We start from the raw sequence: 15,030 nt of genomic DNA on the forward strand, positions 1-15,030 counted from the left end.
ACATGCCCGGTAACGCTACGCTTGCCGGGCGTGTAACAACCTACCCCTTCTCTTTGGCTTTCGCCAGCATGGCGCGGATGTTAGCGACGTTCGCCTGCCCCTTATGCATCCGCTCTTCAGCCGTAATCACTTTACGCTCCTGCTCCCAGATGAGGTCGTCCTGCGGAAGTTCCAGCAGGAAACGGCTCGGCTCCGGGCGCACCAGTTCACCATATTGTCTACGCTCTTTGCACAGCGTGAAGGTCAGCTCTTTCTGAGCGCGCGTGATGCCTACATAGGCCAGACGGCGCTCCTCATCGACGTTATCTTCATCAATGCTGCTCTGGTGCGGCAGTAACCCCTCTTCCATGCCAACCAGATAGACATACGGGAATTCCAGACCTTTTGATGCATGCAGCGTCATCAGCTGAACCTGATCGGCCTCTTCTTCGCTCTCGCCGCGCTCCATCATATCGCGCAGGGTAAAGCGGGTAACCACCTGCGTCAGGGTCATCGGTTCATCAATCTCCGAGCCTTCCAGCATTTCAGTCATCCAGCTGAACAGCTGGTTAACGTTTTTCATGCGCATCTCGGCCGCTTTCGGACTGGCGGAGGTTTCATACAGCCAGGACTCGTAGTCGATACCGTGGATAAGGTCGCGCACGGCGGCGATAGGTTCGCGCTCTGCCAGCCGCTGCACTGCACCAAGCCAGTGGGTAAAGCGGGTTAACGAATCGTAGCCGCGTCCGGTGAGCGTCTGACTCAGCCCCATATCGAAGCTGGCAGTAAACAGACTCTTATTACGCGTCATCGCCCACTCGCCAAGCTTTTGTAGCGTCGCCGGGCCAATTTCCCGTTTCGGGGTATTCACGATACGCAGAAACGCGCTGTCATCATCCGGGTTAGTGAGCACACGCAGGTAGGCCAGAAGATCTTTGATTTCGGGCCGCGAGAAAAAGGAGGTCCCGCCCGAAATTTTGTACGGGATGCGGTTTTGCATCAGCATCTTTTCAAAGACGCGTGACTGATGGTTGCCGCGATAGAGGATCGCATAGTCTTTGTATTCGGTTTTATTGACGAAGTGGTGGGCGATGAGTTCGCCTGTGACCCGCTCCGCTTCGTGCTCTTCATTGTTGGCGCTGAGCACTTTTAGCTCTGTACCGTAACCCAGTTCGGAGAACAGGCGTTTTTCGAACACGTGCGGGTTGTTGGCGATCAGGATATTCGCGGCTTTAAGGATACGCCCGGAGGAACGGTAGTTCTGCTCCAGTTTGATCACCTGCAGCGCCGGGAAATCTTTGCTCAGCAGGACCAGGTTTTGCGGACGCGCACCGCGCCAGGAGTAAATGGACTGATCGTCATCACCGACCACCGTGAAACGCGCGCGCTGTCCCACCAGCAGTTTCACCAGTTCATACTGGCTGGTATTGGTGTCCTGATACTCATCCACCAGCAGGTAGCGGATTTTATTCTGCCAGCGCTCACGCACCTCTTCATTACGCTGCAGCAGTAGCGTGGGAAGCAGGATCAGGTCGTCGAAATCCAGCACGTTACAGGCTTTCATATGCGCATCGTACAGACCGTAGCAGTGGGCGAAGATCCGATCCCGCTCGCCTTTGGCGATCGCCGCGGCCTGGGCCGGGGTCATCAGATCGTTTTTCCAGTTGGAGATCGTTGAGATCAGCTGTTGCAGCAGAACCTTATCATCTTCGATCAGCCCCTCGGTGAGCTCCTTGAGCAGGGCCACCTGGTCGGTATCGTCAAACAGTGAGAAGTTGGATTTCATCCCCAGCGCGGCGTATTCACGTTTGATGATATCCAGCCCCAGCGTATGGAAGGTGGAAATCATCAGACCGCGCGCCTCTTTACGCCCCAGCGTCTGGCCGACACGCTCTTTCATCTCGCGCGCTGCTTTGTTGGTGAACGTCACCGCCGCGATGTGGCGAGCCTGATACCCGCAGCCGCGGATCAGGTGGGCAATCTTATTGGTGATGACGCGCGTTTTGCCGGATCCCGCGCCCGCCAGCACCAGACAGGGTCCAGTGACAAATTCGACGGCTTGTTGTTGTCCGGGGTTTAAACGCATAAATGATCACTCAATGAAAGTCAGGAGGGGAGAATAACAGCGTGGTAGTATAGCGAGCCTAATCCATACCACTCAAGGCACGATCATGGCAAAAACCGCGGCAGCACTGCATATCCTTGTAAAAGAAGAAAAACTGGCTCTGGATCTTCTCGAGCAGATCAAAAACGGCGCCGACTTCGGCAAGCTGGCGAAGAAACACTCTATTTGTCCGTCAGGTAAACGCGGCGGTGATTTAGGTGAATTCCGTCAGGGTCAAATGGTTCCGGCGTTCGATAAAGTGGTCTTTTCCTGCCCGGTGCTGGAACCCACAGGCCCACTGCACACGCAGTTTGGCTATCATGTTATTAAGGTTCTGTACCGCAAATAACAGCAAGGCCTTCTCTGAGAGAAGGCCTTGTACGTTTAGTCAGGTCAGGGCATCAGCCCGCCCGGTTATTAACCTGCTACCGCGATACGTTTCATATCGGTCATGTAGCCACGCAGTTTCTGACCCACTTTCTCGATTTCATGGCCGCGAATGGCTTCGTTTACATCGCGCAGCTGCGCGTTATCCACAGCACCTTCCGCAATCGCTTTGCCCAGATCGCCCGGCTGCAGGGTTGTCATGAACTCTTTCAGCAGCGGTACGCAAGCGTAAGAGAACAGGTAGTTACCGTACTCGGCGGTATCAGAGATAACCACGTTCATTTCGTACAGACGCTTACGGGCGATGGTATTCGCAATCAGCGGCAGCTCGTGCAGTGATTCATAGTAGGCAGACTCTTCGATGATGCCGGAATCCACCATGGTTTCGAACGCCAGCTCAACGCCAGCTTTCACCATCGCAATCATCAGAACGCCTTTATCGAAGTACTCCTGCTCGCCGATTTTACCTTCAAACTGTGGGGCGGTTTCAAAAGCGGTTTTACCGGTCTCTTCACGCCAGGTCAGCAGTTTCTTATCGTCGTTAGCCCAGTCCGCCATCATGCCGGAAGAGAACTCGCCGGAGATAATGTCGTCCATATGTTTCTGGAACAGCGGTGCCATGATCGTTTTCAGCTGTTCAGACAGCGCGTAAGCACGCAGTTTCGCCGGGTTGGACAGACGGTCCATCATCAGCGTGATACCGCCCTGCTTCAGCGCTTCGGTGATCGTTTCCCAGCCGAACTGAATCAGTTTTTCTGCGTATGCCGGGTCTGTACCCTCCTCCACCAGCTTGTCGAAGCACAGCAGAGAGCCCGCCTGCAGCATACCGCACAGGATGGTTTGCTCACCCATCAGGTCAGATTTAACTTCCGCGACGAAAGACGATTCCAGAACGCCCGCACGGTGGCCACCCGTTGCTGCAGCCCATGCTTTGGCGATCGCCATACCTTCACCTTTCGGATCGTTTTCCGGGTGAACGGCGATAAGCGTTGGCACGCCGAAGCCACGTTTGTACTCTTCACGTACTTCTGTACCCGGGCACTTCGGTGCCACCATCACAACGGTGATGTCTTTACGGATCTGCTCGCCCACTTCAACGATGTTAAAGCCGTGGGAGTAACCCAACGCCGCACCGTCTTTCATCAGCGGCTGCACGGAACGCACAACGTCAGAGTGCTGTTTGTCTGGCGTCAGGTTAACCACCAGGTCTGCCTGGGGGATCAGTTCTTCGTAGGTACCGACTTTAAAACCATTTTCGGTCGCTTTGCGCCAGGACGCACGCTTCTCAGCAATCGCTTCTTTACGCAGGGCGTAGGAGATATCCAGACCGGAGTCACGCATGTTCAGGCCCTGGTTCAGACCCTGGGCGCCGCAGCCGACGATGACCACTTTTTTACCCTGAAGGTAGCTCGCGCCATCGGCAAATTCATCGCGCGCCATAAAGCGGCATTTGCCCAGCTGCGCCAGCTGCTGGCGCAAATTCAGTGTATTAAAGTAGTTAGCCATAATGGACTCCGTGATGTTGTGTTGTTGTGCTTATTGTTCGGTTCGCTTTTGCGAGAATGAACTTACTATATGACAGGAAATTTATTGCGGAAATTGATATATTCACAACGTCACATTGCAATATTTGCAATGTAAAAAGGGGGAGTGAAATCAGTGGATTTACGCGATCTGAAAATGTTCCTGCATCTGGCGGAAAGCCGTCACTTTGGGCGCAGCGCCCGGGCGATGCACGTCAGTCCCTCCACGCTTTCGCGCCAGATCCAGCGCCTTGAGGAAGACCTCGGTCAGCCCCTGTTTGTACGCGACAACCGCACCGTCACCCTGACGGAGGCCGGTGAGGAGCTACGGGTCTTTGCCCAACAAACGCTGCTGCAGTATCAACAGCTGCGACACACCATTGACCAGAAAGGGCCATCGCTGTCCGGCGAGCTGCATATTTTCTGCTCCGTGACCGCGGCCTATAGCCATCTGCCGCCGATTCTTGACCGCTTTCGCGCAGAACAACCGTCGGTGGAAATTAAACTCACCACCGGTGATGCCGCCGATGCAATGGAAAAAGTGGTGACAGGCGAGGCGGATCTCGCCATTGCCGGGAAACCCGAAACCCTGCCGGGCGCTGTCGCGTTCTCAATGCTGGAGAACCTGGCGGTCGTGTTGATTGCCCCCGCGTTACCCTGCCCGGTGCGTAATCAGGTGTCGGTGGAAAAACCGGACTGGTCCACGGTGCCTTTTATCATGGCCGATCAGGGGCCGGTGCGCCGTCGTATTGAGCTCTGGTTTCGTCGCCAGAAGATCAGCAACCCGTCGATTTACGCGACGGTTGGCGGGCATGAGGCGATGGTGTCAATGGTGGCGCTGGGCTGCGGCGTGGCACTGCTGCCGGAGGTGGTCCTGGAGAACAGCCCGGAACCGGTGCGTAATCGCGTGATGATTCTGGAGCGCAGCGACGAAAAAACGCCGTTTGAGCTTGGCGTGTGCGCACAAAAAAAGCGGCTGCAGGAGCCGCTTATTGATGCCTTCTGGCAGATACTGCCTAACCACTAGCCTGCCAGGAAGAACCTGAACGCCGGGTTATGGGTTTCATCGTGACACTCATAGCCCAGCTCGTTCAGCCGCGTTTCGAAATCAGGCTCGTGCTCGCCCAGTTCGAAGGCGGCCAGCACGCGTCCATAATCGGTACCGTGGCTGCGGTAGTGGAACAGAGAGATGTTCCAGTGCGTGCCCAGCGTATGCAGGAACTTGAGCAACGCGCCCGGTGACTCCGGGAACTCGAAGCTGTAGAGACGTTCCTGCAGCGGCTTCGATGGACGCCCGCCCACCATGTAACGCACGTGCAGTTTCGCCATCTCATCGTCGGAGAGATCCACGACGCTGTAGCCACCTTCGTGGAGCAGGTGGAGGATCTCTTTACGCTCTTCCAGACCACGGCTTAACCGTACACCGACAAAAATGCAGGCATCTCGGGCGTCGGCAAAACGATAGTTAAACTCCGTGACTGAACGGCCGCCCAGCAGCTGACAAAACTTCAGGAAGCTGCCCTTCTCTTCCGGAATGGTAACCGCCAGCAGCGCTTCGCGTTGCTCACCCAGCTCGCAGCGTTCGGAAACATAGCGCAGACCGTGGAAGTTCACGTTGGCACCAGAAAGGACATGCGCCAGACGCTCGCCGCGGATGTTGTGCTGCGCGATGTATTTCTTCATCCCCGCCAGCGCCAGCGCGCCGGAAGGTTCCGCTACCGCACGCACATCTTCGAACAGATCTTTCATTGCGGCGCAGATGGCGTCGCTGTCGACGGTGATAATATCGTCGAGATATTCCTGGCAAAGACGGAAGGTTTCATCGCCAATGCGTTTAACCGCCACGCCTTCAGCAAACAGCCCGACGCGTGGTAAGTCCACCGGATGACCGGCATCCAGCGCCGCTTTCAGACAGGCCGAGTCTTCCGCCTCAACGGCAATCACTTTGATTTGCGGCATCAGCTGTTTGATCAGCACCGCTACGCCCGCCGCGAGGCCGCCACCGCCAACCGGCACGAAGACGCGGTCGAGATGCGCATCCTGCTGCAGCAGCTCAAGCGCCAGCGTCCCCTGTCCGGCAATGACCATCGGATGATCGAACGGCGGCACCCAGGTAAACCCCTGTTGCTGCGCCAGCTCTATCGCTTTGGCTTTGGCTTCGTCAAAGTTTGCGCCGTGGAGCAACACTTCACCGCCGAAACCGCGTACGGCATCCACTTTGATATCAGCAGTAGCAACCGGCATAACAATCAGCGCTTTCAGCCCCAGGCGCGCTGAGGAGAACGCGACGCCCTGCGCGTGGTTGCCCGCAGAGGCGGTAATTACCCCCCGCGCTTTTTGCTCGTCGGTCAACCCGGCCATCATCGCGTAGGCGCCACGCAGCTTGAAGCTGTGTACCGGCTGGCGGTCTTCGCGTTTCACCAGAATCACGTTGTCGAGGCGCGAGGAGAGTTTCTCCATTTTCTGCAGCGGCGTGACCTGTACGGCTTCATAGACCGGTGCACGTAGCACCGCCCTGAGGTATTCCGCCCCCTCAGGGGCGGCGGATAACGGTTGCGACTCGGCCATCATTAGCCCCCAAGTTTCGATTTGTCGCGCACCGCGCCTTTATCTGCACTGGTGGCAAGGCTCGCATAGGCACGCAGGGCGAAGGAGACGTCGCGCTGGCGATCTTTTGGCGTCCAGGCTTTGTCACCGCGAGCTTCCTGGGCTTCACGACGCGCCGCAATATCCTGGTCGCTCAGTTTCAACTGAATACCGCGATTCGGGATATCAATTTCGATCAGGTCGCCATCTTCAATAATCGCGATGTTGCCGCCGCTTGCCGCTTCCGGTGACACGTGGCCAATGGAGAGACCAGACGTACCGCCAGAGAAACGTCCGTCGGTGATCAGCGCACAGGCTTTACCGAGGCCCATGGATTTCAGGAAGGTGGTGGGATAGAGCATCTCCTGCATACCCGGCCCGCCTTTCGGCCCTTCGTAGCGAATGACAACCACGTCGCCTTCCACCACTTTGCCACCGAGAATAGCCTCTACCGCGTCGTCCTGGCTTTCGTACACTTTTGCCGGGCCGGTGAATTTGAGAATGCTGTCATCCACGCCTGCGGTTTTTACAATACAGCCGTTTTCTGCAAAGTTACCGTAGAGCACGGCCAGACCGCCGTCCTTGCTGTAGGCATGTTCCAGTGAGCGAATACAGCCTTCTGCACGATCGTCATCCAGCGTGTCCCAGCGGCAATCCTGTGAGAAGGCCTGGGTGGTACGAATACCTGCCGGGCCGGCGCGGAACATCTTTTTCACCGCATCGTCTTTCGTGAGCATGACGTCGTATTTGTCCAGCGACTCCGGCAGCGTCAGGCCGAGCACGTTTTTGACGTTGCGGTTCAGCAGCCCGGCGCGATCCAGCTCACCGAGAATACCCAGTACGCCACCCGCACGGTGGACATCTTCCATGTGGTATTTCTGAGTACTCGGCGCAACTTTACAGAGCTGCGGTACTTTGCGGGACAGCTTGTCGATATCGCTCATGGTGAAGTCGATTTCAGCCTCCTGCGCAGCGGCCAGCAGGTGGAGAACGGTGTTGGTGGAACCGCCCATGGCGATATCCAGCGTCATGGCATTTTCAAACGCGGCTTTGCTGGCGATATTACGCGGCAGCGCGCTTTCATCATCTTGCTCGTAGTAGCGTTTGGTCAGCTCAACGATGCGTTTACCGGCATTGAGGAACAGCTGTTTACGGTCGGCGTGGGTCGCCAGCAGCGAGCCGTTGCCCGGCTGAGACAGACCCAGCGCTTCGGTCAGACAGTTCATGGAGTTCGCGGTGAACATACCTGAGCAGGAGCCACAGGTTGGACACGCAGAACGTTCAACCTGATCGCTTTGCTCATCAGAAACTTTTGGATCCGCGCCCTGAATCATCGCATCGACCAGGTCGAGCTTGATGATTTTATCGGAAAGCTTGGTTTTACCCGCTTCCATTGGACCGCCGGAGACGAAGATCACCGGAATGTTCAGACGCAGGGAAGCCATCAGCATCCCCGGGGTAATTTTGTCGCAGTTGGAGATACAAACCATGGCATCCGCGCAGTGGGCGTTCACCATATACTCCACCGAGTCGGCGATCAGCTCACGCGACGGCAGTGAATAGAGCATACCCCCGTGACCCATCGCGATACCGTCATCCACCGCAATGGTGTTGAACTCTTTCGCCACACCGCCGGAGGCTTCGATTTGCTCGGCAACGAGTTTGCCGAGATCGCGCAGGTGCACGTGGCCCGGCACAAACTGGGTGAAGGAGTTCACCACGGCGATAATAGGCTTACCGAAATCGGCGTCGGTCATCCCGGTGGCGCGCCACAGTGCGCGGGCACCTGCCATGTTACGGCCATGAGTGGTGGTGGCGGAACGATACTTAGGCATGCTTTATTTACTCCCGTCTGACTATTGAATGGGACGGTGCGTGCCGTCCCATATTTATGCTTATTGATTAACCTGATCCAGCCAGCCGTATTTATCTTCCGTTTCACCGGTGAAGAGGCCAAAGAAGGCTTGCTGAATACGTTTGGTGACCGGACCACAGCGGCCAGCACCAACCTGAATACCGTCTACGCTACGAACCGGCGTAATTTCCGCCGCGGTACCGGACATGAACACTTCATCGGCCAGGTACAGGGATTCGCGGGACAGGACCTGCTCACGGACTTCGATACCCAAATCTTTTGCCAGCTTGATGATGGCGTCACGGGTAATGCCCGGCAGAGCGGAAGAGGTAAATGGCGGCGTAAACAGAATGCCGTCTTTCACTTCGAACAGGTTTTCACCTGCACCTTCAGAGATATAGCCATTCACGTCCAGCGCGATACCTTCCTGATAACCGTGACGGCGCGCTTCGCTTCCGACCAGCAGTGAGGAGAGGTAGTTACCGCCCGCTTTTGCCGCCGTCGGGATCGTGTTTGGTGCCACGCGGTTCCAGGAAGAAACCATTGCGTCGATCCCCTGCTCCAGAGCTTCAGCCCCCAGATAAGCACCCCACGGGAACGCAGCAATGATCACATCGGTGGTATAACCGGCTGGCGGGTTCACGCCCATGCCCACATCACCTACAAACACCAGCGGACGAATATAGGCACTGGTGAGGTTGTTCTTACGAATCACGTCGCGGCAGGCTTCCATCAGCTCATCCACGCTCTGAGAAACCGGGAAACGATAAATTTTGGCTGAGTCATGCAGACGCTGCATGTGTTCGCGATGACGGAACACCACTGGCCCTTTGTGTGAGTCGTAGCAACGGATGCCTTCGAAGACAGAGGTACCGTAATGCAGCGCGTGGGACATAACGTGGACTTTCGCGTCCTCCCAGCGAACCATCTCACCATTGAACCAAATGTAATCAGCTTTTTTTGTCGTCATTTTCTCTTCCTGTCGCGCTTAAGCACGGATCTGTTGTGATGTGGTTGTGCTCTGGCAGATGGCAACATGTGCAACGTCTACCAGTTTTGTTAACTGACTAAACAGTAAGTCGACCGACCGCGGGCTGGCAACGGTTAATTCGATACTGATATTTTGAGCATCAGTGGCCGTCTCCATATTCATAGAGCAAATCTGAAAGCCACGGTGACGCACCACACGCAAAACGCGTTCTAATGTCTCTGGATTGAAGCGAGCCTGCACGGCGACCTGATGTTGCATCATGATAATTTCTCCAGCATTTGTGAGTTACTGGCACCTGGCGGTACCAACGGCCAGACATTCTCAAGCTCGTCGATTGAGACATGAAGCAGGTACGGCCCTTCGCTTGACAGCATGGTGTCGAGTGCCGCTTCAACCTGGTCTTTACGGGTGATGTGCTGGCCAGGGATACCAAAGGCGCTGGCCAGAATGAGGAAATCGGGGTTATCCGTCAGGGTAGTCTCACTGTAGCGTTCCTGGAAAAACAGCTGTTGCCACTGACGAACCATTCCTAAACGCTGGTTATCGAGCAAGACGATTTTCAACGGTAACTGCTTGCGCTTAACGGTGCCCAGCTCCTGAACGTTCATCATGAAAGAGCCGTCACCGGAGATACAGATAACCGTATCGTTCGGGCGGGCAACCTGCGCCCCTACCGCGGCAGGGAGCCCGAAGCCCATTGTCCCTAAGCCGCTGGAGGTAATGAAGTTTTCCGGGCGCGTGTAAGTCATGTGCTGTGCTGACCACATCTGGTGTTGGCCTACATCCGTCGTGACCACACAGTCTGCCGGTTTACGGTCGGACAATTGCTTTAACAGCAGTGGCGCATAGATGGCGTCACCAGGATGGTCGTAACGCCAGGTATGTTCAACGCGCATATCGGCGGTGTGCTGACGCCATGCGTCGATTTTCAGAGGCTGCTGTAAAGCCGGTAATAACGTGTTGAGATTGCCCTGCAGGGCCACATGCGCCTGACGCAGTTTGTTCATCTCCGCCGGGTCGATATCCATGTGGATCACGTTGGCATTCGGCGCGAAGGTATTCAGCTTGCCGGTGACACGATCATCAAAACGGGCACCTACGGCGATCAGCAAGTCACACGCCTGCACGGCCAAGTTCGCCGCTTTGGTACCGTGCATCCCCAGCATGCCCAGATAGTACGGATAGTCCGCATCTACCGCGCCAAGACCTTTCAACGTACAGGTGGCGGGCATTTGCGTAACCGCGATGAATTCGCGCAGGGCGGGAACGGCCTGTGCCATACCAACCCCACCCCCTACGTACAACATCGGTTGTTTAGCGTGGGCAATCATCTGCCGCGCCTCTTCCACCGCGGCGTGCGGGAATGCATCGTCGCTTTCAACGGTGGAGAAGTGCGGCTCCAGATCGCCCAGAGCAACCTGGATATCTTTCGGGATATCAACCAGAACCGGTCCAGGGCGACCAGAGTTTGCCACCTCAAACGCCTCTGCCATCACACGCGGCAGCTCTTCCAGAGACTGAACGAGGAAGCTGTGTTTGGTGCAGGCCAGTGACAAGCCGAGCACGTCCACTTCCTGGAAGGCATCAGTGCCAATGAGGGGAGAAGCCACCTGACCGGTGATGGCGACAACGGGAACGGAATCAAGCAGTGCATCCGCCAGGCCGGTGATCAGGTTTGTGGCGCCCGGCCCTGAAGTTGCCATGCAGACACCGGTTTTACCGGTGGCACGTGCATAGCCAATGGCGGCCATCGCAGCGCCCTGCTCGTGTCGGCACAAGAGGTGTTCCACGCCGCCGTCATACAATGCATCGTAAATCGGCATTATTGCGCCCCCCGGATAACCGAAGACAGTGTCGACTCCCTGTGCGCGCAACGCATGTACTACCCACTGTGCACCATTCATAGTTAGTTCCCCGTCATAAATCGGGAGAAACAGAATTTTGTGCTATTAGTCATTCTCTGCTCCTCGTGTAAGTTTTTTAGTCATAAAAAAACCCCCGGACCTTTCGGTGCGGGGGTCTTAGTTCGTTAAGGCTTGATTTCTAAGCCTTTCCTCGTCCAAGTGCAGCCCCGCACGGTGGGATAATAATCACCACCACGCTAATCACGACCAGGCTAATCACTCGTAGAAGGGCTGTCATTTTCTGTTCTTTTTGCATCTTGTTCGAAGGAATACCTAAAGAGGTATCACAGTTTTTAAATCAAACACAAGATTTATTTATGGCTGGTTTCGTTAGCCTGCGAATCATATTTTCTGAACGTATTGTTTTATATAAAGAAATTTGATAGTGAATATTTTTCATTTTTTCAGCACGGACAGAGCGGTATGTCGCCAGTACATTTTTTTGCGAGCAGGGTTCCGCAGAAAAGAAAAGGTTACATCTTGACGTTAAAACCTCGGAAGAGGATGCGTAAATCCGCTAAATGTGGCTAAACATGCATATCGGTCACGGGCATAGTCATCTCCTGAGGAGGTGCTTATGTCACTGTCAGTTGTTTATACCCGTGCGGCCATTGGAGTAAAAGCACCGCTTATTTCGGTAGAAGTTCATCTCAGCAACGGGCTGCCCGGGCTGACGCTGGTTGGATTGCCGGAGACCACGGTAAAGGAAGCCAGAGATCGGGTGCGCAGTGCGATTATTAATAGCGGTTATACCTTTCCGGCAAAGAAAATCACCATCAACCTTGCGCCTGCAGACTTGCCTAAAGAGGGAGGGCGATATGATTTACCTATCGCTATAGCGCTCCTCGCCGCCTCTGAGCAGCTTAACAGCAGCAGACTAGGCGCATATGAGTTCATCGGTGAACTGGCGCTCACAGGCGCGCTGAGGGGCGTTCCTGGTGCCATCTCGGGTGCGCTGGAGGCCATTCGCGCAGGTCGACAAATCATTGTTGCCAATGAAAATGGTGCAGAAGTGAGCCTGATAGCCGAGAGAGGATGTCTGCTAGCCGGGCATTTACAGGAAGTGTGCGCGTATCTTGAGGGGCAACATGTGCTGTCAGAGCCGGAAGAATCAGGCGATCCCCTGGCAGAAAGCCCGGACGATCTGAGCGATATTTACGGCCAGGAGCAGGGTAAGCGGGCGCTGGAGATCACCGCTGCCGGCGGACATAACCTGTTGCTGATTGGCCCACCGGGTACAGGAAAAACGATGCTGGCGAGCAGGTTGAATGGTTTACTGCCTCCACTTAATAACCATGAAGCGCTGGAAAGCGCGGCGATATTTAGTCTGGTGAGTTCAGTGTCATTGCAAAAACAGTGGCGACGTCGCCCGTTTCGCTCTCCGCACCACAGTGCCTCACTGGCGGCCATGGTCGGCGGTGGCACCATACCAGGGCCGGGAGAGATCTCTCTGGCGCACAACGGCATCCTGTTTCTGGATGAACTGCCTGAATTTGAACGCCGCGTTCTGGATGCGCTGAGGGAGCCCATCGAATCGGGTGAGATCCATATCTCCCGTGCACGCGCCAAAATAAGCTATCCCGCGCGGTTCCAGCTGGTAGCGGCAATGAACCCCAGCCCATCGGGCCATTATCAGGGAAACCACAATCGCTCCACGCCTGAACAGACGCTGCGCTACCTGGGGAAGTTATCTGGTCCTTTCCTGGATCGTTTCGATTTGTCGCTGGAAATCCCCTTGCCTCCTCCCGGCCTGCTCAGCCAGAGCAGCGCCAGAGGAGAGAGTACGGTGGAGGTTCGCGAGCGGGTTATCGCCGCGCAGGCCCGGCAGTATATGCGTCAACATAAGCTGAATGCCCGTCTGGATAACGCTGAGATTCGGCAGTTTTGTCCTCTTAAGACTGAAGATTCATGCTGGCTGGAGGATACGTTGACGCGCTTTGGGCTTTCCATTCGCGCATGGCAGCGTCTTATAAAAGTCGCCCGCACCATCGCCGATGTGGAAAAGTGCCCTGACATTGAGAGGCGGCATCTGCAGGAAGCGTTAAGCTATCGTGCGATCGATCGCTTGCTCCTGCACCTGCAAAAGTTACTGGCATAAAAAAAGGGGCCACAGCCCCTTTTCTTGTTAGTCGTCAGACTCAGTGTAGTCTTCAGCACCTTCCATCTGCGGCTTACCGCCAGACAGCGTATGGAAACGCTTTGGACGCTTAATGCGTGCCATATACTTGATCCATACACGTTCTGCTTCAGACTGTGGCTCACGCTCGCCACGGCAGACTGCGACAAACTGTTTTTCGTCTTCAGTTGCAGGCTCACGTTTACCCAGATCCAGCTCGTTAAAGGCATAACCATGACGCTCAAGCATCTGCGCCTCTTTGATGGTGAAATCGCCGTGACGAGAGAACCCGCGTGGATAATTTTTATTGTCGAAAAAACGATTAGTCGTCGTAAAGCTTTCCGCCATCCTACACGCTCCTAATTCTTTGGCCGAGCTATTTATGGCGCGGAGTATTAGTTACGCTTGACAGAGTGTAAAACAAAACATTTAAATCATAACGACAAATTATTTTGCGGAGAAAGATGTGGATACGGAATTGCTAAAAACTTTCCTGGAAGTGAGCAGAACGCGCCACTTTGGGCGAGCAGCGGAAGCCCTTTACCTGACGCAGTCAGCGGTCAGTTTTCGTATTCGACAGCTGGAAAATCAACTGGGTGTGAACCTTTTTACCCGCCACCGCAACAACATACGCCTCACGCCAGCCGGTGAAAAACTGCTGCCGTATGCAGAAACACTGATGAATACCTGGCAGGCGGCACGAAAAGAGGTTGCGCACACCTCGAGGCATAACGAGTTCTCCATTGGGGCCAGCGCATCGTTGTGGGAATGTATGCTCAGTCAGTGGCTTACCCGGCTCTACCCTTCCCACAACCATTTGCAATTTGAAGCGCGGATTGCGCAACGTCAGTCGCTCGTTAAGCAACTGCACGAGCGCCAGCTGGATCTTCTGATCACGACCGAAGCCCCCAAAATGGACGAATTTAGCAGCCAGATTGTTGGCCAGTTTGGCCTTGCGCTTTATGCCTCCGAGCCTTCAATGATGAAAGCCGACCTGACCTATCTGCGTCTGGAGTGGGGGCCAGATTTCCAGCAACACGAGGCGGGATTGATTGCTCCGGATGATGTGCCACAGTTAACAACCAGCTCTGCGGAGATCGCCTGTCAGCAGCTCTCCTTACTGAAGGGGTGCACCTGGTTACCTGTTCGCTGGGCAGACACGAAACCCGGGTTGCATACCGTTGTGGACTCCACCACGCTTTCCAGACCGCTGTATGCCATCTGGCTCCAGAACAGCGATAAGCAATCGCAGATAAAAGATCTTCTAAAAATTAATATTATGGATTGATGCATGCGCCAGCAGAAATGCTGGCTGCAACGTCTGAAGAGGGGACTCGGCGTCTTTCAGGCAAAAAAAAAATCCTTTGCCGAAGCAAAGGATTATATATGGCAGGGGCGGAGAGACTCGAACTCGCGACACCCGGTTTTGGAGACCGGTGCTCTACCAACTGAGCTACGCCCCTAAAGTCTTTTGCCATTAAGCCTGCCGGGTAGGCAGGCTTAATGTCTTAATAAGTGGCGGAACGGACGGGACTCGAACCCGCGACCCCCTGCGTGACAGGCAGGTATTCTAACCGACTGAACT

Annotated in this window: 14 protein-coding genes and 1 tRNA gene; 4 read left to right on the forward strand and 11 right to left on the reverse strand. The window is 55.2% G+C overall.

Features of this window, described 5'->3' with window-relative positions:
• Positions 1–40 precede the first annotated feature (40 nt).
• On the reverse strand, positions 41–2,065 hold the full coding sequence (rep, locus tag ACMVME_RS22175; protein ID WP_414743501.1) for a DNA helicase Rep: 2,025 nt from the start codon (positions 2,063–2,065) through the stop codon (positions 41–43).
• An 85-nt stretch (positions 2,066–2,150) separates the two neighbouring features.
• On the opposite strand from rep, the gene ppiC reads away from it, so the two are divergent.
• Positions 2,151–2,432 (forward strand): peptidylprolyl isomerase PpiC, encoded by a 282-nt coding sequence (gene ppiC, locus ACMVME_RS22180; RefSeq protein ID WP_008501570.1) that lies wholly within the window; start codon positions 2,151–2,153, stop codon positions 2,430–2,432.
• A gap of 68 nt (positions 2,433–2,500) precedes the next feature.
• Here the strand turns inward: ppiC and ilvC are convergent, their stop codons facing one another.
• Positions 2,501–3,976, reverse strand: coding sequence for a ketol-acid reductoisomerase (gene ilvC, locus ACMVME_RS22185; RefSeq protein ID WP_014172161.1), 1,476 nt, complete (start codon positions 3,974–3,976; stop codon positions 2,501–2,503).
• A 153-nt stretch (positions 3,977–4,129) separates the two neighbouring features.
• Between ilvC and ilvY the strand changes: the two genes are divergently transcribed.
• Positions 4,130–5,020, forward strand: coding sequence for an HTH-type transcriptional activator IlvY (gene ilvY / locus ACMVME_RS22190; RefSeq protein WP_020882896.1), 891 nt, complete (start codon positions 4,130–4,132; stop codon positions 5,018–5,020).
• On the opposite strand, the gene ilvA is transcribed toward ilvY, so the two are convergent.
• The 7 genes from ilvA to ilvL form a co-directional block, all read right to left on the reverse strand.
• Entirely contained in the window at positions 5,017–6,561 is a 1,545-nt protein-coding gene (ilvA, locus tag ACMVME_RS22195; protein WP_025202773.1) for a threonine ammonia-lyase, biosynthetic, read from the reverse strand. The genes ilvY and ilvA overlap by 4 nt on opposite strands.
• 2 nt (positions 6,562–6,563) lie before the next feature.
• On the reverse strand, positions 6,564–8,414 hold the full coding sequence (gene ilvD, locus ACMVME_RS22200; protein ID WP_014172164.1) for a dihydroxy-acid dehydratase: 1,851 nt from the start codon (positions 8,412–8,414) through the stop codon (positions 6,564–6,566).
• A 60-nt stretch (positions 8,415–8,474) separates the two neighbouring features.
• The gene (gene ilvE / locus ACMVME_RS22205; RefSeq protein ID WP_025202772.1) at positions 8,475–9,404 is read right to left on the reverse strand and encodes a branched-chain-amino-acid transaminase; all 930 of its coding nucleotides are present in this window, start codon (positions 9,402–9,404) and stop codon (positions 8,475–8,477) included.
• Between the two features lie 18 nt (positions 9,405–9,422).
• Positions 9,423–9,686 carry an acetolactate synthase 2 small subunit gene (ilvM, locus tag ACMVME_RS22210; protein ID WP_014172166.1) on the reverse strand — a complete coding sequence of 88 codons (264 nt, stop codon included), beginning with the start codon at positions 9,684–9,686 and terminating at the stop codon, positions 9,423–9,425.
• A complete protein-coding gene (ilvG, locus tag ACMVME_RS22215) occupies positions 9,683–11,329 on the reverse strand; it encodes an acetolactate synthase 2 catalytic subunit (protein ID WP_047954816.1) in 1,647 nt (548 codons plus the stop codon). Before ilvG ends, ilvM begins: the two co-directional genes overlap by 4 nt.
• Positions 11,330–11,331: 2 nt before the next feature.
• Positions 11,332–11,382, reverse strand: coding sequence for a peptide IlvX (gene ilvX / locus ACMVME_RS22220; protein WP_102046757.1), 51 nt, complete (start codon positions 11,380–11,382; stop codon positions 11,332–11,334).
• A gap of 86 nt (positions 11,383–11,468) precedes the next feature.
• Positions 11,469–11,567 carry an ilv operon leader peptide gene (ilvL, locus tag ACMVME_RS22225; protein ID WP_001311244.1) on the reverse strand — a complete coding sequence of 33 codons (99 nt, stop codon included), beginning with the start codon at positions 11,565–11,567 and terminating at the stop codon, positions 11,469–11,471.
• 339 nt (positions 11,568–11,906) lie between these two features.
• Here ilvL and ACMVME_RS22230 point away from each other — a divergent pair, with 339 nt between their 5' ends.
• Positions 11,907–13,427, forward strand: a complete 1,521-nt coding sequence (locus tag ACMVME_RS22230; protein ID WP_049023041.1) for a YifB family Mg chelatase-like AAA ATPase — start codon at positions 11,907–11,909, stop codon at positions 13,425–13,427.
• A 27-nt stretch (positions 13,428–13,454) separates the two neighbouring features.
• On the opposite strand, the gene ACMVME_RS22235 is transcribed toward ACMVME_RS22230, so the two are convergent.
• Positions 13,455–13,793 (reverse strand): DUF413 domain-containing protein, encoded by a 339-nt coding sequence (locus ACMVME_RS22235; protein ID WP_014172168.1) that lies wholly within the window; start codon positions 13,791–13,793, stop codon positions 13,455–13,457.
• A gap of 118 nt (positions 13,794–13,911) precedes the next feature.
• Between ACMVME_RS22235 and hdfR the strand changes: the two genes are divergently transcribed.
• Complete coding sequence (hdfR, locus tag ACMVME_RS22240; RefSeq protein ID WP_014172169.1) at positions 13,912–14,733, forward strand: HTH-type transcriptional regulator HdfR; 822 nt, start codon at positions 13,912–13,914, stop codon at positions 14,731–14,733.
• A gap of 99 nt (positions 14,734–14,832) precedes the next feature.
• Here hdfR and ACMVME_RS22245 read toward each other — a convergent pair.
• Positions 14,833–14,908: transfer RNA gene (locus tag ACMVME_RS22245), tRNA-Trp, on the reverse strand.
• Positions 14,909–15,030: the final 122 nt, after the last annotated feature.

The sequence above is a fragment of the Enterobacter cloacae complex sp. 2024EL-00711 genome, assembly GCF_047529885.1.
GTDB classification, from domain to species: Bacteria; Pseudomonadota; Gammaproteobacteria; order Enterobacterales; family Enterobacteriaceae; genus Enterobacter; species Enterobacter ludwigii.